Here is a 20491-nt window from a genome sequence, read left to right as displayed (position 1 = left end):
TAATTAGTAATCCGTTCGGTTTTATTACCTTTGGCGCAACACATGATTAAACTACGATTTGTAATACTATTGCTTTTTGCTTCCATCACCATTTGCAAAGCACAACTCTCACCAAAAGAAATAACCGAATTAAAGGCCGATTTAATAAAGGCCGTTGATGATTCGAAACTGACCAATAATCTTTGGGATAAATTAAATAAATACCCAAATAAAACCGGATTAATTACCGCTTATGCTGGCACTTTAGAAGCCTTAAAAGCTAAACACTCCTGGAATCCTTATAATAAAATAAAATACATTAAGGAGTCGCTGCAAACCATGCAGAAAGCAATTAATTTGGATAAGGAAAATATGGAAATCCGTTTTATGCGTTTCTCTATTGAACACTTCACGCCATCTTTTTTAGGTTTTAGTAAAGATTTGGCTGTAGATAAAAAGGAAATTGTTAAGCATTATCAAAACAACAATTTTGGGGTTGCCGATAAAGATTTAATTAAAAATGTTGCAAAGTTTATGATTGATAGTAAGCGATGTACTGCCGATGAAGTTAAAGTTTTAAAGAAATTTATTTAAATGACATATATCTATTTACTCATAAATATTGCGGTAATTTTTTTTCCTTTGGTTTTGTCTTTTGATAAAAAAGTGCATTTCTTTAGCAAGTGGAAATTTGTTTTGCCTGCAATTTTAATAACAGGCTTAGTCTTTTTAATTTGGGATTTGCTTTTCGTTAAGCTAAATGTATGGTCATTTAACCCGGATTATATAGTAGGAATACGTTTTTTTGGCTTACCGCTCGAAGAAATACTTTTCTTTTTAACCGTTCCTTATGCTTGCGTTTTTATTTACGAATGCCTAAATGCCTATTTCCCGAAAGATAGCTTGCAGAAATATAGTTTCTCTTTGAGTAATCTATTTTTAGGCCTTTGTGTGGCAATGCTTTTCTTAGGTTACAACAGGTGGTACACCGTTATTAATTTTGGGTTTTTACTCCTGGTTTTGGCTTATGTAGAATATGTTAATGTTCAGTTTAGGTTAATGTTTAAATTTTACCGGGCATATCTGGTTGCATTAATTCCATTTTACATTGTAAACGGATATTTAACAGCAATTCCTGTTGTGCTATATAATAATAATGAAAATCTTGGCTTCAGGGTTGGAACCATTCCTTTCGAAGATCATTTCTATTTAATGGCATTACTTTTAATGAATATATATCTTTACGAATTTTTTAAAAGTAGAGCTGTTGTAAAAGCGATTGTTTAGGTTATCGTAATTTTTGAAAGTTAGGCGAGTATTGTTGTGATTGCTTATTTATTTGGAAACGAAAGGTGAGTGGTTCTTGGAGGTTTTCAGTCCTGCTTTGTTTTGCAGAAGCATTGCGCTTCAAAAAAGCATTCGTATAAGAGATTGTTTAATGATTTGGAAATGAAAGGTGGGTGGTTCTTGGAGGTTTTCAGTCCTGCTTTCCATTACAAGCCGCTCCCGATGAAAAATCGGTTCGCGGGCTTTTCATTGCAATCAGGTTTACAAACAATGTTCTGCGCCATGCAACCATTAAAATGAATTACGGGTTTAGCCAATAGCCCCGATTGAAACGTTACCCTGCAGCAACGAGGAACGAGACAGCGAAGCGTAAAAGTGAAAAGCGGGTAGAAATTAATTGTTTTGCAGTAGCATTGCGCTTCAAAAAACAGTTTAAAATGTTTAATTGGAATTTTAAAATCAAAGTATTTTTAAAGGAGATTATTTAATAATTTGGAAACGAAAGGTGGGTGGTTCTTGTAGGTTTTCAGTCCTGCTTTACATTACAAGCCCAATGAAAAATTGGGGCTTTTCATTGCAATCAGGTTTACAAACAATGTTCTGCGCCATGCAACCATTAAAATGAAATGCGAAATTAGCCAGTAGCCCCGATTGAAACGTTACCCTGCAGCAACGAGGAACGAGGCAGCGAAGCGTAAAAGTGAAAAGCGGGAAGAAATTAATTGTTTTGCAGCAGCATTGCGCTTCAAAAAACTAGTATCAAATATTTATTGACATGGATTTACCAGCTTATACCAAACAACAGCTAGCTTTACGAAACGGACAAGACAAACCTCAAATTTGGGTAGCCTACAAAGGTTTTATTTATGATATGACCGAAAGTAGATTGTGGCGAAACGGGAAACATTACGAACATTGGGCAGGGCAGGATTTAACTGATGAGCTGCCGGATGCACCACATACCGATGCTGTTTTCGAAAAATTTGTGCCGATTGGAAAAATAAAATAGCTGCAGATTAAAGATTTTTACCTCAAACCTGCAGCTATTATGATAGATAATTATTCAACTTCTATTGTAAAGGCGCTCAATTTAATAAATTCCTGAATTCTTTCTGAAACTTCTTCGGCAGTGAGGTTTAATAATTTTTCTGTTCCAAATTTTTCTACGCAGAAAGATGCCAACGCCGAACCATAAATAATTGCATTTTTCATGTTGTGAAAGTTTACTTCTTGAACTTTTGCCATGTAGCCTATAAAACCACCTGCAAAACTATCGCCGGCACCTGTTGGGTCGAAAACATCTGCTAATGGTAAAGCCGGAGCAGAAAAAATCTGATCTTCATGAAATAGCAATGCACCATGCTCGCCTTTTTTAATAATCAGGTATTTAGGGCCCATTGCAAGGATTTTTCTCGCTGCTTTAACTAAAGAATATTCTCCAGATAATTGACGTGCTTCAGCATCATTAATGGTTAAAACATCTACCATTTTGATGGTTTCTAGCAAATCATCCATCATAATGTCCATCCAAAAGTTCATGGTATCCATTACAATCAATTTCGGACGATTCTTAAGTCGCTTAATTACAGTTTGCTGCACTTGAGGTGTGAGGTTACCTAACATCAAATACTCACAATCCTGATAACTTTCTGGGATAATCGGGTCGAAATTTTCCAATACGTTTAATTCTGTAATTAAAGTATCGCGACTGTTCATGTCGTTATGGTATTTTCCCGACCAAAAGAATGATTTTTCGCCTGCTTTTATTTGCAATCCTTCGGTATCAATTCCATGTTCTTTAAAGGTATCAATATCCGCTTGTTGGAAATCATCGCCAACTACGGCTACTATTTTAGTCTTATTATAAAAGTACGATGCAGCTAAACTAGCGTATGTTGCAGCGCCACCCACTATTTTATCTGTTTTTCCGAATGGAGTTTCAATAGCATCAAAAGCTACAGTACCTATGATTATCAGGCTCATATATATTAATTTGAATTTTTTTTAAAATATTTTACTGCAAATATTGCATAAATAATTTAAAAGCCCTAATATTGCATTCCCAAAACGAACAAGGGTATTTACGCTGCAAAGCATCAATAACCTCGTTTTAGGAATAACCAGTACTCCTTCTTAGCTCAGCTGGTTAGAGCATCTGACTGTTAATCAGAGGGTCGCTGGTTCGAGCCCAGCAGAGGGAGCTGATGATCAATCAGCTAGCCCCACTCCGTCCGAGTGGGGCTTTTTATTTATAAAAAATGCCTGTAACTATTTCAATCGAAAGTATTCAAGCCCAAATATCGAAGGGCAATGTTATCAACTTCAAAAAAACTAACTAAATTAATATTTCGATTTGTTGGCAATCCAATTTATAACATTTTGCCTTTCAAATTGAAAAATTACTTTCCATTTTGGTAGGCTTAATAGCTTTTTAAAGATGCGGTATCTTATTATAATATTGATAGTCAGGATATTATGTGTATTTTCAATTTGTGGTATGCTCATTGTTAATGGCTTGTAAATTCATTTATATGTTAGAAGAAACTAATATCATAGCTGCGGAAAATAAACTGCAACATTGGGGTCACCCTAAAAAAGTGACCCGATTTCGAATAAAACTTACACCCATTCATCTATTGATTTTTACATTTATGGTTATGATAATTTTTGGCGCCATAGTAAAATCTTTCGAACATTAACTTATCCACCCAGAAAGAAATAAAGACTATTGTTTGACCACGATTTTTATTAAACTTGCGTATGGATGCAATTAATGGTCAGCAGAGCTTTCATCAACGGGTAAAAGCCGCAGGAGTTTTGATCGCGGCTGGCATTGTTTTCGGAGACATTGGTACTTCTCCGCTTTACACCTATAATGCGATTTTTCATTCTGGAGAAATTATTGTTCCAGAAAAAGCTTTAGGGGTACTAAGCTGTGTAATTTGGACCCTTACACTCCAAACTACCATCAAATATGTACTCATCACCTTGCAGGCAGATAATAAAGGAGAAGGAGGCATCTTTTCTTTATTTGCGCTAATCAAACGTTATTATGGCAAGTGGCTAATTGTAATGGCCATCATAGGAGGCTCTTTTCTGGTGGCCGACGGCATAATTACACCACCAATTTCAGTAGCTTCAGCTGTTGAGGGTATGTTGGCCATCTATCCAGATTTACCAACCGTGCCTATTGTTATAGCGATTATTATAGCACTTTTTCTTATTCAACAATTTGGAACGCAACAAATTGGCAGGTTTTTCGGGCCGGTTATGTTAGTTTGGTTCACTTTTATAGGCGTTATTGGTTTACTGGCACTTAGCAAAGAACCAAGTGTTTTAAATGCCATTAATCCCAAGTATGCGTTCGATCTGCTGGTTCACTATCCCAAAGGATTTTGGCTTTTGGGTGGGATTTTTTTGTGTACCACAGGAGCGGAAGCGATGTACAGTGATATGGGACATGTTGGTCGAAACAACATTCGCGTCAGTTGGATCTATATTAAAGTATCCCTCTTGCTCTGTTATGCAGGTCAAACAGCATGGCTGATAACTTCAGGTAAAGCAACCGACCTAAGCCCTTTTTACAATATCGTTCCGCAGGCGATCTATCTTCCCTCGGTAATCTTAGCCACCCTAGCAACCATCATCGCAAGTCAGGCGCTAATCAGCGGATGCTTCACACTTGCTAACGAAGCCATTCATTTAGGTTTTTGGCCACGGCACCGAATTATTTTTCCAGGAACGGTAAGGGGTCAGATTTATATCCCTTTCTTCAACTGGGCATTAATGGTGGCATGTATTAGCATGGTACTTTATTTTAGAGAATCGAAAAACATGGAAGCAGCATTCGGGCTATCTGTTACGCTTACCATGCTAACCACGACCGGGCTTATCGCACTTTGGTTGCGAGCCAAGCGGAAGCCATTAATTATGGTATTGTCGGTAACGATAGTGTTTATGTCAGTAGAGTTTTCATTTCTCATAGCCAATTTGCAGAAAATAAAGGAAGGTGGGTGGATTATGCTGGTTGTTGGAGCAGTGATAACTGGCATCATGCTGATTTGGCGTAGTGGAAGGCTGCAGCAAAGTTTAATGGTGAAGTACCGAAGTTTTAATCCAGAAAACCTGCAACGTTTGATTGAACTGAGCCATCAAAAGGATGTGGCTAATTTTGCAACACACCTTATTTACCTAACGGCATCAAAAAATGCTACAGAAATCGAAGACAAGACACTCCTTTCCATATTCTCCAATCCCATAAAAAAGGCCGATGTGTACTGGTTTTACCATGTAGAAATTGCTGATGAGCCTCATTTATTACAATATAGCATTACTACTTTATCGGCTAATAATGTGTACCATGTTAACCTACGGCTTGGTTTCAGGGTTTATCCAAGGGTAGATCTATTTTTCCGGTTGATAGCAAATGAATTACTTAAGAGCGGCGAACTGGAAATGGAACGTACCACAATCATGAAATATGCAGCCAATCATATCGGTGATTATAAATTCGTCATTATAAATTCATACCTATCCTTTGATAACGAACTGCCCTTCTGGAAAGCCTTATTGATTCGTAGTTACTATAATCTGAAAGGAATTGGGGTAAGTGACGACATCAATTATGGTCTTGACCAAAGTAATGTTATTATTGAAAAGTATCCCTTGGTGTTTAAGGATCGAAAACCACTTAAACTGGAAAGGATATAATTTTATCATCGCCAACTGGCAGAAATTCCCCCAATACTTTTTTAAAAACGTTATGCTGATAGAACATTTAACGAAGCTCACATCAGGAAAATAATATAAAGGAAGAATTATATACCTATAAGTATGTAAGAAAAAGTATTGGTTAAAAATTAATTCTCAGGCGATTTGAATTGGAAGAATTAAACAAATATTAATAGCAGATTTTTGCATAAACCTGCATATCTTAGCCCAGTCTTGCCATCCCTAAGGCCAAAATAATGTTATTTTAAATTACGTTTAAAACAAAAGCAATTTTATCATTTATAATTGAACCATTATTGCGGAGTTTACCATTAAACTTTGCAACTTTAGTTTGTAGATTAAATTAATTTATTCTACTAATTTTCGAACCAAATAAATATTTACTGAAACCAAATTTTAATATTAGGATATGAATACGATAAGATTGATGATTTTTATGATGCTGCTGGAGCTGCAGACCAATAAGCTATATGCTCAGGATTTCAGACCAAAGTTTCATTTTTCGCCGAAAGTACATTGGATGAATGATCCGAATGGGATGATTTATCATGAGGGCGTTTACCATTTGTTTTATCAATATTATCCAAATGATATCAAATGGGGTCCAATGCATTGGGCTCATGCTACCAGTAAGGATTTGTTTACCTGGCAAGAAAAGGCGATTGCGCTATATCCGGATAGTTTGGGGATGATTTTTTCAGGTAGCGCAGTTGTTGATGAAAATAACACGGCTGGATTTGGAAAAAACGCATTGGTGGCAATTTTTACCCATCATAATGCAGAAATCGAAAAGGCTAAAACGGGCTTTTATGAATATCAAAGTCTTGCTTACAGTACGGATAATGGCGAAACCTGGACTAAATATAAAGGTAATCCGGTATTGCCAAACCCTGGGATTACGGATTTTAGAGACCCGAAAGTAATGTGGTTTGAAAAGGATAAAAAATGGATAATGACGCTTGCCACTAAGGATCGAGTTACATTTTATTCATCTGCTGATTTAAAGTCTTGGAAAAAGGAAAGTGATTTTGGAAGTAATCTTGGTGCCCACGGCGGCGTTTGGGAATGCCCAGATCTTTTCCCTTTGGAAGTTAATGGACAAACCAAATGGGTGCTTATGGTGAGCATTAATCCTGGTGGACCAAACGGAGGTTCTGCAACACAGTATTTTACCGGAAGTTTTAATGGCAAAACATTCTCGCCAGATTCTAATAAACAAAAATGGGTTGATTACGGAACAGATAATTACGCTGGTGTAACCTGGTCTAACACGGGTAAACGGAAGATTTTTATCGGCTGGATGAACAACTGGCAATATGCAGATCTGGTTCCTACAAAAGAATGGCGAGGTGCCGCAACATTGCCACGCGAATTGGGATTAACCAAAGTAGAGGGCGAATTTTATTTAACCTCAAATCCCGTAAAGGAAATGGCTGGCCTAATCAAGCCTTTGGCAGTAAAAAAGACTTTATCAACAGAAAAAGTTCTTAATCTTTCAGAAACTGTAAAATCGTTAAAAGGATGTTTTAAACTCAGCCTAACTTTTGATGCTTCTGAAAGCTTCACGATTAACTTAGGAAACAATAAAGGTGAAAAACTGATTGTTGGTTATGATGTTAAACTTGGTAATTACTTCATCGACAGAACCAAAGCAGGCATTTCTGGTTTTGAAAAAGGATTTGCTAGAAAGCACATTGCTCCTAGGATTTCAAAATCTAAAACGGGTAAAATCTCTTTGATTTTAGATGCCGCATCGTTAGAACTTTTTGCAGATGAAGGAATTACCAGCATGACAGATACATTCTTCCCAACATCTCCAATAAATAAATTAGAAATTATTAAAGGCGGTAATAAGCCGGTAACTGATATTGCCATATCGGGCATATCATTAAATAAATAATGAAATTTAAATTGGATTAATAGTTTTCATCGGCTTTCAAAATTTATATTTAATCATACGCATGAACAGCTGTAAATTTTGAAAGCCCTACACTTAAATAACTTAAATACTCTAAAGAAAGAATTAATGCACCAGAAAGGTAAGGTTCGAAACTTTTTGGCTTTACAATTTGAAGAATATTTCTTTTTTTAAAGTAATGATCTTCGCAAAAAAGATTGAACAAATCGAATCGGCTTTCGAGGTTGTTCATGGCTAAAATAAATGCTGCAGTTTCGCCAGTCGGTATAAAACAATTGCATTTTGTATCGCAAACACCTCCAAATTCGGTAAAATTCTTATCTAAATTTTTATTTCTTATTAAAAAAACATCAAGCATTTGTGGTCTGACGTGTGGTGCCAAACTTAATAATAAAACAATCCTTTCAGCAATGCTGGTTTGGTCTCGCTTAAGTACTTCTGCATAAAAAGATTCATCCTTGGCAATATCGGGAGGCGGAATATCGTAAATGCTTTGGTAAGGGGTTTCTTGCTTAAAATACAATTTCATGCTGGTATCAATAACTTCCGATAGCCAGTCTAACTCACGAGTTAAAGCATGAGCGTTTTTTTTAATGATGCCTTTCATGAAAGCTTGTTTTAAATTGTTAAATTAAGTTAAGAACTTTTAATCAATTAAACTATACTTAAATTTCAGTATAGTACTAGAGAAGCTATTGACGAGGCATTTTTGGCAATAAAATCATCATCTATTTAAAATTCGAATTCCAATTGATTGTTGTCTGCTTTTTCAATTGGAACATCATCGTAAAATCTGGATAGGGTGATGCCTAATAACCTCACTTTTAATACACCTAAATCCGCTTCAGTTAGTAATTTAATGGCTTCATTATAAATGATTGATGATTCATTCATTGGGTTTACAAATGAACGGCTTCTGGTAATCTGCCTAAAGTCTTCAAACTTAATTTTAAGTGTAACGGTTTTTCCTTTCAATTTGTGTTTATCCAAACGATTGGCAACTGTAACACTAATTTGTTGTAACAGCGCATGGAGTACAGCATCATCATTTGTATCCTCAGATAGGGTATCTTCGGCGCCAACGGATTTCGTTTCTCGGTGTGCTTGAACTGGTCGTTCATCAATTCCTCTAACTACCTTGTAATAAAACTTACCTGATTTGCCAAATTGAGCAAGCAGTTGTGCTTCAGTTAATTTTTTTAAATCCGCCCCAGTATTAATTTGCATAGCTTTCATTCTCGCAGCAGTTACTTTACCAACCCCGAAAAATTTCTCTACCGGAAGTTTTTCCATAAAAGCTTTTATCCGCGATGGACCAATAAAAGTCAACCCATCGGGTTTATTCATATCGGATGCGATTTTGGCTACAAATTTATTTACTGAAACACCAGCAGATGCAGTTAAATGCAGTTCGTTTTTAATAGCATCTTTGATAGATTGCGCAATATCTATGGCAGAACCGATACCTAATTTATCTTCTGTTACATCCAGATAAGCTTCATCTAAAGAAAGCGGTTCGATAATATCTGTATAGCGATGAAAAATTTCTCTGATGCTTTTAGAAGCCTCCGAATAAGCATCAAATCGTGGATAAACAAAAATTGCACTGGGGCAGAGTTGATAAGCTTTGCTGCATGACATAGCCGAACGAATGCCGTATTGCCTTGCTTCATAACTTGCAGTAGCAACAACACCTCTGCTATCGGGTTTGCCGCCGACAACTACAGGTTTGCCGCGATATTCAGGAAAATCTCGTTGCTCTACAGATGCATAAAATGCATCCATATCAATATGAATAATCTTTCTTAAAACCGATGCACCTTGTTCAGACATTTAATCTTCTAAATTCAGAATTTTTATCTTTAAAATTTAAAAAGATTTTTTTCTTTACAAAGGAAGGGATGAAGTATTTAAAGTATTGAATGTGAAATTAAACCTAGGGAAATATCCTAGAAACTAAGAATTTATAAAATATACTATCTTATTGTAGAATCGAACTCTCTTGCTAAACAAGAAATTAATTTAATAAATGTGTAACCTTATTTAGTAGGGAATCCATTTCAAACGGTTTCTCCATAAAATCATTAGCTCCGGCATCAAGTGCAGATTGCTTGATGTCTCTACTGGCAGAGATCATTAATATGGGTATTTCTTTAAACTCTGGATCGCTTTTTAGCTGGCGGCAGATATCTCTACCATCATGGCCACTCATCCAAATATCCAATAGAATTAAATCAGGTTTTTTCTTAACAGATTCTAAAACAGCTCCACCGTCATAAGTATAATCAACTTCGTAACCCATAACTTGTAAAATCATGGTCACTGCATCAACTATTCCTTCATCATCATCAGCAATTAGTATTCGTTTATTTTCCATCCAATTATTCCCAATACCAAATCTTACCACAGGATTGCAGTTTTGTTCTTTGATTTTTTTGTGATACCTTATTAATAGAATAAATTCCTATTTTGTTTTATAAATATAGATTATTTTTTAACTTATAGCCTAAAGCTATATTTGTATTCTAGTTGCGATTGAATTATTGTTTATTATGATGTATTATCAATCTGGTTTATTGATTTTCATACATCAACATTCATTTAGAACTTTATTATTTTATATTTACAGCTTAGTTTTCTAACAACAAGGTTTTACAACCAATGGACAGTATTAATATTAAGAAATTAGCTGAAGCCCTAAATTTATCTACATCTACAATTTCGAGAGCATTTAGAGATAATAGTGATATTAACGCCGCTACCAAAACTCTTATTTTAGAAAAAGCAAGAGAGTTAAATTACCAACCAAATCATTACGCAAGTAATCTGCGTGAACAAAAAAGCAAAACCATTGCCGTGATTGTTCCCGAATTGGCCAACAATTATTTTTCGCAAGCGATACATGGAATAGAGCGTGTTGCCCGGGAAAATGGATACCATATTTTAATTTATGTAACAGATGATGATTACAGTAAGGAAGTAAACTTCATCCACCATTTACACAATGGCCGTGCTGATGGAATAATCATGTCAGTATCTGGAGAGGCTAACGATCATAATTACCTAAATAAATTTGGGGCAAAACGTTTGCCTTTGGTTTTTTTCGATAGAATTTACGAGGATATTGAAACCCCTAGAGTAGTAACCAACGATTATAAAAGCAGTTTTTTTGCTACAGAACATTTAATTGAACAAGGCTGTAAACGTGTAGGTTATTTGGTGGTAAATAAAAGTTTATCAATTGGTAAAACCCGTATGCAAGGTTATATCGATGCCTTGCATAAACATTACATTGCATTTGATGAGCAATTGATTGTAGATTGTAGCAACAGTTATGAAGAAAACAGCATAATTATAAAAAATGCCTTAACGCAATTAAAGCCTGATGGCTTTTTTGCATCAGTTGAGCGTTTGGCTTTTGCAACTTATTATGCATGTTATGATTTAAATATTTCTATACCGGAAGACTTGAAAATCATTAGTTTTTCAAGTTTAGAAATAGCACCATTATTAAATCCATCATTAACTACAATTACCCAACCTGCAATAGAAATTGGAACAGAATCTGCCAAGCTTTTATTTAAAATTTTAGATGCTGGGGCACACGGAAATCTTCCTTCAGAAGTTGTTTTGGAGTCTAAAATTATCATGCGTAATTCTACGTCAAAATCACCCCAAAAACCATAAATTTTTTCGACTTTTTGATAGCTATTTTTGAACAAAAAAATTCATCACTTAGTGTATTTTAGGCAGAATTTCGAGAATCTGTCGGGAACGTTCCCGAAAATTATTCCTAAATTCTCTAAGAATCGTCGGGAACGTTCCCGAAAAAACATCAAAAAATGGCTTAGTGTAATATTTACACTTTAAAATCGATTTTTACTTTTATAAATATCTGAAAATCAATTAATTAAAAATTAATCTATGCAAATATGTTTATCGGAAAATTTCTAAAGAGGCTATATTTTTTCTCCGAATTATATGCTTATGAAGTGCCATAAATATATTTTTTAAATAAATTTTGAATTACCATTAAGTGCTGTAAATTAGGCCTATGTGTAAATCACTATAATATTTAACCAAATTTTTATACTTAAACGAGCTTCGAATATGAAAGTATTTTACCTGCTAAAACAGGGGCTTTTAGTGCTATTAGTTTTTACAGCATTAATCGTAAAAGCACAAACCGGGTCTGTATCCGGTACCGTGCTTGATGAAACCGGCCAACCATTACCTGGTGCTTCCATTTTAGTTAAAGGAACAACCAGAAGTACATCTACGGATGGAAACGGTAACTTCAAATTGACAGGATTAACAAATGGGTCCTTAACCTTATCTGCCAGTTTTATCGGTTACCAAACGTTGGAAAAAGCAGTAAACGTTACTGCAAATGCAACAGCTAATTTCCAATTAACTCCCGATGCACAAAAATTAAATGAAGTTGTAGTTATCGGTTACGGCACTGCAGAGAAGAAAAACCTAACAGGTTCTATTACCACAGTTGGATCGAAAGATTTCCAAAAAGGGGCTATCACAACTCCAGAACAATTAATCCAAGGTAAAGTTGCTGGTGTAAATGTAATCTCGAATAGTGGTCAGCCTGGTGTAGGTAGTACGATCCGCATTCGTGGTGGTGCTTCACTAAATGCTAGTAACGATCCTTTAATTGTAATTGATGGAGTCCCTTTCAGCGGAAATACAATTGATAATGCACCAAGTCCGCTTTCATTAATTAATCCTAACGATATTGAGACATTCACTGTTTTAAAGGATGCGAATGCAACCGCAATCTATGGCTCCAGAGCATCAAATGGGGTAATTTTGGTTACCACTAAAAAGGGTGGATCTGGTGTGCCAGTAATTAACTTCAGTACAAATAACTCAATTGCGACTGTAATAAAGAAAGTTGATGTGCTTTCTGCAGATCAAGTACGTGCTTATGTAAATGCTAATGGCAGTGCAAGTCAAAAGGCATTATTGGGTTCAGCAAATACGGATTGGCAAGATGAAATTTATCAACGAGCTTTCACTACTGATAACAATTTGAGTATTGCAGGTTCATTTAAAGGTGTTCCTTACCGTGTTTCTGCTGGTTATTTAGATCAAGATGGGTTATTGATTACTGATAAACTTAAACGCGGAACAGGGTCAATCACTTTATCGCCAAGATTATTTAAAGATCATTTAAAAGTTGATTTAAATTTAAAAGGTACATTAACAGATTCGCATTTTGCAAACTCAGGTGCTATCAGCAATGCTATCCAATTTGACCCAACTCAGCCAGTTAATGTTGCTAATAAATATGGTAACTATTATGAGTGGACTCAAGGAACTGGAGTAGATATGGTTCCCAACCCTAATGCACCGCGTAATCCGGTTGGCTTAATTAGATTACAAGATAACAATGGCCATGCGGCTAGGAGCGTTGGTAATGCAAAATTTGATTATTCTTTCCATTTCTTACCAGAATTGCATGCCAATTTAAATTTAGGTTATGATGTATCTAAAGGTTATGGTGCTATTAGTGTGCCTACGTTTGCAGCGCAAAGTGCCTCTACTCAAGGGTCGTTTTCTCGTGCACTTAGAACAGGTAATGATAAATTTTCTGAATTTTATTTAAATTATGCACATACTGTAGAAAGTATCCGAAGTAGATTTGATGTAACTGGTGGTTACGGTTATTATGATAACTCTACTACTTTGTACTATTTTACCAATTATACAGGTACAGGTGTCGCACTAGTAACTCCAGTTTTCCCTTTGTCGGTTGAACGTAATAAATTGCTTTCTTATTATGGAAGATTTGTTTACACGTTAGCTGATAAATATATTTTATCTGGTACAATGCGTGCCGATGCTTCTTCAAAATTTGCTGAAAACAATCGTTGGGGCTATTTTCCTTCAGTTGGTTTTACATGGAAAATTATCGGCGAAAATTTCTTGAAGGATAGCAAAGTGGTATCAGACTTAAAACTAAGATTAAGTTATGGTGAAACCGGTAATAAAGATGGTATTGGTAACTATGATTACTTATCTAAATATTATGCTAATACTAATACTGGTCAATACCAAATTGGTAATACTTTCTATAACTATTATGCACCTGCGGGGTATGATCCAGATTTAAAATGGGAATCGACAACCACCTACAATGCTGGTTTAGATTACGGTTTTTTACAAGGAAGATTGTACGGTAGTGTAGATGTTTATTACAAAAAAACCAAAGACTTATTAAGTACGGTTACCATACCAGTGGGAACAAACTTTAGCAACGTATTAACAACAAATGTTGGTAATATGGATGTAAGAGGTGCTGAGGCTAGTTTAAACTTTGTAGCAATCAAATCTGACAACATCACTTGGGATTTTGGAATTAATGCTGCCTACAATAGAAGAAAGGTTACTAACCTAACATTGAACCCAAATTCTGGTTTTAAAATTGATGCTGGTGACATTACTGGTGGAACTGGTGTGCATTTAAAATACAACGCAGTTAATCAAATTCCGGGTTCATATTTTGTGTACAAACAAGTATATAATAGCGATGGTAAACCACTTGAAGGTGTTTATGCAGATTTGAATGGAGACGGCGCAATTACCCCGGATGATCAGTATTTTTATAAATCACCTAATCCAGATTTCACTTTTGGTTTCAACACGTCCTTTAGTTATAAAAAATGGACAATCAATACTGTTTTAAGAGCAAATATTGGTAACTACATTTATGATAATGTTGCATCAAACTATGGCATTAAATCAAATATTTTAACTTCAGTAGGGGTATTGAACAATGCCAGTAGCGATTTATTAAATACAGGCTTTACAGGTACTCAATATTTAAGCGATTATTATATTAAAAACGCATCGTTTCTTAAAATGGATAATTTAGGGCTGGCATATAATGTTGGCAAATTATCTAAAAATGGAAATACTACTATGCGTATTTCAGCAAACTGCCAAAATGTTTTTGTCGTATCTAAATACAAAGGGCTCGATCCTGAATTAGTAACAGGTATTGATTACAATCTTTATCCTAGACCAAGAACATATACATTAGGCTTAAACGTTGGATTTTAATTAAGATATAGAAATGAAAAACTCATTTAAAACATTATTAACCTCAGCAGTTTTATTGCTGTCGTTAAACTCTTGTAAAAAAGAGTCATTAAACGTACTTCCAACTAATGATGTTACAGAAAGCGTAGTATATGCTACTCCTGCTGGATACAAACAAGAATTGGTTAGGTTGTACGCTAATTATGCATTAACTAGTCCATCAGGCTCAGACATTAGCGATGTTGGCGGCTTAAATTCGGGCTTTGCAGATTTTTTAAGGTTATTTTGGACAAGTCAGGAATTAACTACTGATGAGGCAATTTGTAATTGGGGAGATACTGGTATTCCAGAATTAGATAATTCTACTTGGTCTACCGATAACCAATTTTTAAGAGGATTATACTCAAGAAGTATTTCTCAAATCACTTTGGTTAATGAATATCTACGTCAAAGTACGCCAGATCAACTGGCTAGTCGTAATATTACTGGTACCGATGCAACCAATGTTCTGCGTTACCGTGCCGAAGCTCGTTTTTTACGTGCTTATCAATATTGGGTATTGTTAGATGCCTTTGGTAATCCACCTTTTTTGACTGAAAATGATTTAATTGGGAAAGTAAATCCTAAACAAATTCAAAGAGCGGCATTGTTTGCTTATATAGAATCAGAATTGAAAGCAATTGAGCCAGATTTGGCTGATGCTCGTACAAATGAATATGGACGTGCAGATAAAGGTGCAGATTGGGCATTATTAGCAAGATTATATTTAAACGCACAAGTTTACACTGGCACTGCTAAGTATACTGAGGCAATTACTTACTCTAGTAAAGTAATCGCTGCAAGCTATATTCTAAAAACAAACTATAAAGATTTGTTCTTAGCCGATAACAACATCAATAACACTGAAAACATTTTGACTATTAATTATGATGGTGTTAATGGAACTAATTATGGTGGTACAACTTTCTTAATTAACGCAATGGTTTACACTGCTGCTGATGCGGCAGGTATGGTTTCTACTGCTTATGGTGTGCCTAATGGTGGATGGGCTGGTAATCGTACGCGTCAAAATCTTCCAGCGTTGTTTCCTGATGCTAATGGCACTTTAGATAAACGTGGAATTTTTGCAGGTTCAAAAGCTAATATTGATGCAATCGATGCTCCAAATGATGGCTTAAAAGTAACCAAATTTAAAAATGTTACTTCTACAGGAACAACTCCTGCATCATTAAATGGAACATTTAGTTCACTAGATTTTGCATTATTCCGTTTAGCCGAACAATATTTAATCTATGGAGAAGCGGTAGCTCGTGGTGGTTCTGGCGGTAGTGTTGCTCAAGCTTTAACTTATGTTAATTCATTACGTGTTAGAGCCTATGGAAACACATCTGGAAATGTAACTGCTGCGGCATTAACTACTGATTTTTATTTAGATGAACGTGGTAGAGAATTATATTGGGAAGGTCACCGCCGTACAGATTTAGTACGTTATGGAAAATTCACAGGTTCTACTTATTTATGGCCGTTTAAAGGGGGTGTAAAAGCTGGAACAAGCGTACCTGCTTATCGCAATCTATATCCAATTCCAAATGCAGATTTAATTGCAAATCCAAACTTGGTTCAAAATACAGGTTATTAATTTCAAAAAAAAAAGATATGAAATCAATATTTTTTAAATCATTAGCATTGGGTTTGCTTACCCTTTCGCTTTGGTCTTGCAAAAAAGACGAAACACAAGTTGTATCTAATGTTGGTTCTGCTGGAAACTTAGTAGCTTCAGCAACAACATTAAGTTTAGTACAAGCAGACGCAGCAAAACCTGCTTTAACACTAACTTATCCACTTGCTACTTCAACAGGTTATGTTGTTCCAGTTGCAACAAGTTTGCAGTTTGATATAAAAGGAAACAACTTTGCTGCTGCTAGAGAATTTGCTGTTAGTAGCACTACATATTCTCCAACAGTAAGCGACTTTAACACAATGTTGTTGGCTTTAGGAGCAAAAGTAGGAACGGCTGCCCAAATAGAAGTTAGACTAAAATCGGGAGCAGCAGCGAATGCTATCACCTTTTCTAATGTATTAACACTAACCGCAACTCCTTATTTAGCATCTGCTTGGATTTATGTACCTGGTGCATATCAAGGTTGGAATCCATCAACAGCAGATAGTTTGGTATCATTAACAAGTAATGGAATATATACAGGTATGATTGCATTCACACCTAATAATTTAGAATTTAAAATTACACCTGCAAAAAAATGGGATGTTGCATACGGTGATGCAGGTTCTGGAACTATAAGTCCAAGTGCTGGTGATAATCTAAAATCTCCTGAAGCTATTGTTAGACAAGTTACTGTAGATTTAAAAAAGAATACTATTGTTTATGGTATTCCTACTGAATGGTCAATGATTGGTGATGCTACACCAGGTGGTTGGAACAATGATACAGATATGAAAGTGACTAACGATGGAAAAGCTTTAGTATACACACTTAAAGCCAATTTAACTGTTGGAGAATTTAAGTTTCGCTTTGGACATGCCTGGGATATTAATTTAGGTGGCGGCGCAACCCTAGCCTTAGGTGGCGATAATATTAAGGTTACCACAGCCGGAACTTATACCATTACTTTAACCTTAGTAAAATCTGGAGACAAGGTAACTGGTGGTTCATATACCATTGTTAAAAACTAATTATTAACATATATCGCCCTGAAGAACTGATGTTTTTCAGGGCTTTTTACTTTTCTTCACTATTATCCAAATAAATCATTCAAATTATCTTACATAAAATTAGGATGCTGATTTTATGTCTTCATCTACAAATACCATTTCCATTTTACATCCGGTACCTCAACATGAAAAAATTATATTTTATTTTAATAATTCTTCTAACAGGTTTTAATCTATTTGCCCAAAAGTTAGAACGTGTAGAACCTATGTTCTGGTTCACCGAGATGCACAACCCAAAACTACAATTGCTTGTGCATGGCGAGAATATCGCATTGAGTACAGTCACATTATCTTATCCAGGGGTAAAACTGGTTAAGGTTAACAAAGTTGAAAATCCCAATTATCTGTTTATTGATTTGGAACTATCTAAATCAGCTAAGGCAGGTAAATTCCTTATAAACTTTTCTGCCAATGGCAAAAAGCTATTTTCTTATACCTACGAATTAAAAAACCGCAATAAAAGTCCTGAAAGAATTCAGGGCGTAACTCAAAAAGATTTTATCTATTTATTGATGCCCGATAGGTTTTCTAACGGAGATAAAAGTAATGATGTAGTGCAAGGATTAACTGAAACTGCATTAAATCGGGATAGTATGTACTATCGCCATGGTGGCGATATTCAGGGCGTAATCAATCATTTAGATTACCTGAAAGATTTAGGCGTAACCAACGTTTGGATGACTCCAGAAGTGGAGAACGATATGGCAAACGCCTCATATCATGGTTATGCTGTAACCGATCATTATAAAATAGATCCTCGCTACGGAACAAACGAATTGTATAAAAAATATGTAGAAACCGCTCATGCAAAAGGCATGAAGGTTATTAAAGATATTGTACACAACCATGTTGGTACCAACCATTGGTTTTACAAAGATTTACCAATGAAAAGTTGGCTAAATCAATGGCCAAAATTTACACAAACCAGCTATCGCGATCAAACGGTGATGGATATTCATGCTTCAGAGGCAGATCGTAAACAAATGTTAGACGGTTGGTTTGTTTCATCAATGCCCGATTTAAATCAGCGCAATCCGTTTGTTCAAAACTATTTAACCCAAAACCACATCTGGTGGATTGAATATGCCGGAATTGATGGTTTACGTTTAGATACTTACGGTTACAACGATCCTGTTTACATGGCAGATTGGGCGCTGAAAGTGCAGGCTGAATTTCCCCGTCTTTCCGTTTTTGGCGAAACCTTAGTAACCGCAGTTCCGAACCAGGCATTTTTTACCGGTGGAAATACAGTTAACCGTGGTTTTGATACACACTTACAAGGAATAACCGATGCTACATTAAAAGATGCAATTTACGAAGGTATCAACGGGAAAAACGGATGGGTAGATGGCATAAATCGCTTGTATGCTACCTTGGCACATGATTTTCTTTATAAAAATCCAAATACCAATTGCATCTTTTTGGATAATCATGATATGAGTCGTTTCTACTCTGTAGTTGGTGAAGATTTCGATAAGTATAAAATGGGTTTGTCCATACTATTAACTATGCGTGGCATCCCCGAAATGTATTATGGAACAGAAATACTGATGAAAAACTTTTCTAATCCCGATGGTTTAATTCGTTCAGATTTTCCTGGTGGATGGGATGGCGATAAGAAAGATAAATTCATTGCTGAAGGTAGAACCAATAAAGAAAACGAGGCTTTTACTTTTGTTAAAACCTTGGCCAATTACCGTAAAAACAGTCCTGCTTTACAAACTGGCAAACTAATGCAGTTTGTGCCTCAGGATGATATTTATGTTTATTTCCGTTATAACGATTCGGCAAAAGGGACAGTTATGGTAATTGTAAACAATACCGATAAAGATAAAAACTTAAACACAGATAGATTTTCTGAACGTACGAGCGGAATAACTGTCGCAAAAAATGTAATTTCAGGAGAGAATTTATCATTCAAAGAAATTAAAGTACCCGCTAGAACAACTTTAGTTTTAGAATTAAATTAAGATAAAGCTGAAAGAATAAAGCAAAAGTAAGCACTACGTTCTTTATACTTGATAACAAATACAGACCATGCAAGAAAATAAACACCCAGAACCCTCAACCCTAAGCCTTCATCCTTCAACCTCAATTAAAGCTTGTCTCTTTGATTTAGATGGCGTATTAGTAGATACTGCAGTTTACCATTACCAAGCCTGGAGACGCTTAGCTAACACTATTGGTTTTGATTTTACCGAAGAACAAAACGAGCAGCTAAAAGGTGTAAGTCGGGTAGAAAGTTTAAATAAAATTTTAGCCTGGGGTGGTGTAGAAAAAACTGATAGTGAAAAAGATGAACTGGCTACATTAAAAAATAGCTGGTATGTAGATATGATTACCAAAATGACACCTGATGAAGTTTTACCTGGAACGGTTGATTTTTTGACTGCCATCCAAAAGGCAGGTTATAAATCGGCCTTAGGTTCTGCGAGTAAGAACTCGGGTATCATTTTAGAACGTACCAAGCTCGCTCATTTCTTTGATGAGATAGTTGATGGAAATATGGTAACCAAGTCAAAACCAGATCCCGAAGTGTTTTTGAAAGGTGCCGAACTTTTAGGATTTCAGCCCAATGAATGTGTGGTTTTTGAGGATGCAGTAGCCGGTGTAGAAGCCGCAAAACGTGGAGGCATGAAAGCGATAGGCATAGGCGAAAAAAGTGTACTTACCCAAGCCGATTTGGTGGTAAGCGGATTAGACAAATTAACAATAGAAGATTTAGAAAAGTTATAAGAACGGTTTAAGGTGTAGGGTTTAAGGTTTAGGGTCAAATCTCAAACCTCAAAT

The 20491-nt window shown here is 35.6% G+C and carries 15 protein-coding genes and 1 tRNA gene; 12 read left to right on the top strand and 4 right to left on the bottom strand.

Annotation, left to right across the window (positions count from 1 at the left end; translation table 11 throughout):
* Positions 1–42: 42 nt before the first annotated feature.
* The 3 genes from D7004_RS18265 to D7004_RS18255 all read left to right on the top strand — a co-directional run bounded on the left by D7004_RS18265 (position 43) and on the right by D7004_RS18255 (position 2275).
* Entirely contained in the window at positions 43–573 is a 531-nt protein-coding gene (locus D7004_RS18265) for a hypothetical protein (RefSeq protein WP_123207271.1), read from the top strand.
* The gene (locus tag D7004_RS18260) at positions 574–1266 is read left to right on the top strand and encodes a lycopene cyclase domain-containing protein (protein ID WP_123207270.1); all 693 of its coding nucleotides are present in this window, start codon (positions 574–576) and stop codon (positions 1264–1266) included.
* Between the two features lie 775 nt (positions 1267–2041).
* On the top strand, positions 2042–2275 hold the full coding sequence (locus D7004_RS18255) for a cytochrome b5 domain-containing protein (protein ID WP_123207269.1): 234 nt from the start codon (positions 2042–2044) through the stop codon (positions 2273–2275).
* Positions 2276–2325: 50 nt separating this feature from the next.
* Here the strand turns inward: D7004_RS18255 and D7004_RS18250 are convergent, their stop codons facing one another.
* Entirely contained in the window at positions 2326–3249 is a 924-nt protein-coding gene (locus D7004_RS18250) for a PfkB family carbohydrate kinase (protein ID WP_123207268.1), read from the bottom strand.
* Positions 3250–3393: 144 nt separating this feature from the next.
* On the opposite strand from D7004_RS18250, the gene D7004_RS18245 reads away from it, so the two are divergent.
* The 3 genes from D7004_RS18245 (at position 3394) to D7004_RS18230 (ending at position 7897) form a co-directional block, all read left to right on the top strand.
* Positions 3394–3467 (top strand) — tRNA-Asn (locus D7004_RS18245).
* A 559-nt stretch (positions 3468–4026) separates the two neighbouring features.
* Entirely contained in the window at positions 4027–5976 is a 1950-nt protein-coding gene (locus D7004_RS18235) for a KUP/HAK/KT family potassium transporter (RefSeq protein WP_123207266.1), read from the top strand.
* A 430-nt stretch (positions 5977–6406) separates the two neighbouring features.
* Positions 6407–7897, top strand: coding sequence for a glycoside hydrolase family 32 protein (locus D7004_RS18230; protein WP_123207265.1), 1491 nt, complete (start codon positions 6407–6409; stop codon positions 7895–7897).
* 49 nt (positions 7898–7946) lie between these two features.
* Here the strand turns inward: D7004_RS18230 and D7004_RS18225 are convergent, their stop codons facing one another.
* The 3 genes from D7004_RS18225 to D7004_RS18215 form a co-directional block, all read right to left on the bottom strand.
* Positions 7947–8522, bottom strand: coding sequence for a hypothetical protein (locus D7004_RS18225; protein ID WP_123207264.1), 576 nt, complete (start codon positions 8520–8522; stop codon positions 7947–7949).
* A 125-nt stretch (positions 8523–8647) separates the two neighbouring features.
* Positions 8648–9748 (bottom strand): DNA polymerase IV, encoded by a 1101-nt coding sequence (dinB, locus tag D7004_RS18220; protein ID WP_123207263.1) that lies wholly within the window; start codon positions 9746–9748, stop codon positions 8648–8650.
* Positions 9749–9932: 184 nt separating this feature from the next.
* A complete protein-coding gene (locus D7004_RS18215) occupies positions 9933–10292 on the bottom strand; it encodes a response regulator (protein WP_123207262.1) in 360 nt (119 codons plus the stop codon).
* A gap of 284 nt (positions 10293–10576) precedes the next feature.
* Between D7004_RS18215 and D7004_RS18210 the strand changes: the two genes are divergently transcribed.
* The 6 genes from D7004_RS18210 to pgmB all read left to right on the top strand — a co-directional run bounded on the left by D7004_RS18210 (position 10577) and on the right by pgmB (position 20437).
* Positions 10577–11602 carry a LacI family DNA-binding transcriptional regulator gene (locus D7004_RS18210; protein WP_123207261.1) on the top strand — a complete coding sequence of 342 codons (1026 nt, stop codon included), beginning with the start codon at positions 10577–10579 and terminating at the stop codon, positions 11600–11602.
* Positions 11603–12025: 423 nt separating this feature from the next.
* Positions 12026–14992: a SusC/RagA family TonB-linked outer membrane protein gene (locus D7004_RS18205; RefSeq protein ID WP_123207260.1), complete on the top strand. Its 2967-nt coding sequence runs from the start codon at positions 12026–12028 to the stop codon at positions 14990–14992.
* A 13-nt stretch (positions 14993–15005) separates the two neighbouring features.
* On the top strand, positions 15006–16610 hold the full coding sequence (locus tag D7004_RS18200) for a RagB/SusD family nutrient uptake outer membrane protein (protein WP_123207259.1): 1605 nt from the start codon (positions 15006–15008) through the stop codon (positions 16608–16610).
* Positions 16611–16627: 17 nt separating this feature from the next.
* Complete coding sequence (locus D7004_RS18195; RefSeq protein ID WP_123207258.1) at positions 16628–17662, top strand: SusE domain-containing protein; 1035 nt, start codon at positions 16628–16630, stop codon at positions 17660–17662.
* A gap of 164 nt (positions 17663–17826) precedes the next feature.
* Positions 17827–19671 (top strand): glycoside hydrolase family 13 protein, encoded by a 1845-nt coding sequence (locus D7004_RS18190; protein ID WP_123207257.1) that lies wholly within the window; start codon positions 17827–17829, stop codon positions 19669–19671.
* A 67-nt stretch (positions 19672–19738) separates the two neighbouring features.
* Positions 19739–20437 carry a beta-phosphoglucomutase gene (pgmB, locus tag D7004_RS18185; RefSeq protein ID WP_123207256.1) on the top strand — a complete coding sequence of 233 codons (699 nt, stop codon included), beginning with the start codon at positions 19739–19741 and terminating at the stop codon, positions 20435–20437.
* Positions 20438–20491: the final 54 nt, after the last annotated feature.

Origin of the sequence: Pedobacter jejuensis, from assembly GCF_003725795.1 — a bacterium.
Taxonomy (GTDB): Bacteria; Bacteroidota; Bacteroidia; order Sphingobacteriales; family Sphingobacteriaceae; genus Pedobacter; species Pedobacter jejuensis.
This window is presented reverse-complemented; position numbering and strand designations above follow the sequence as displayed.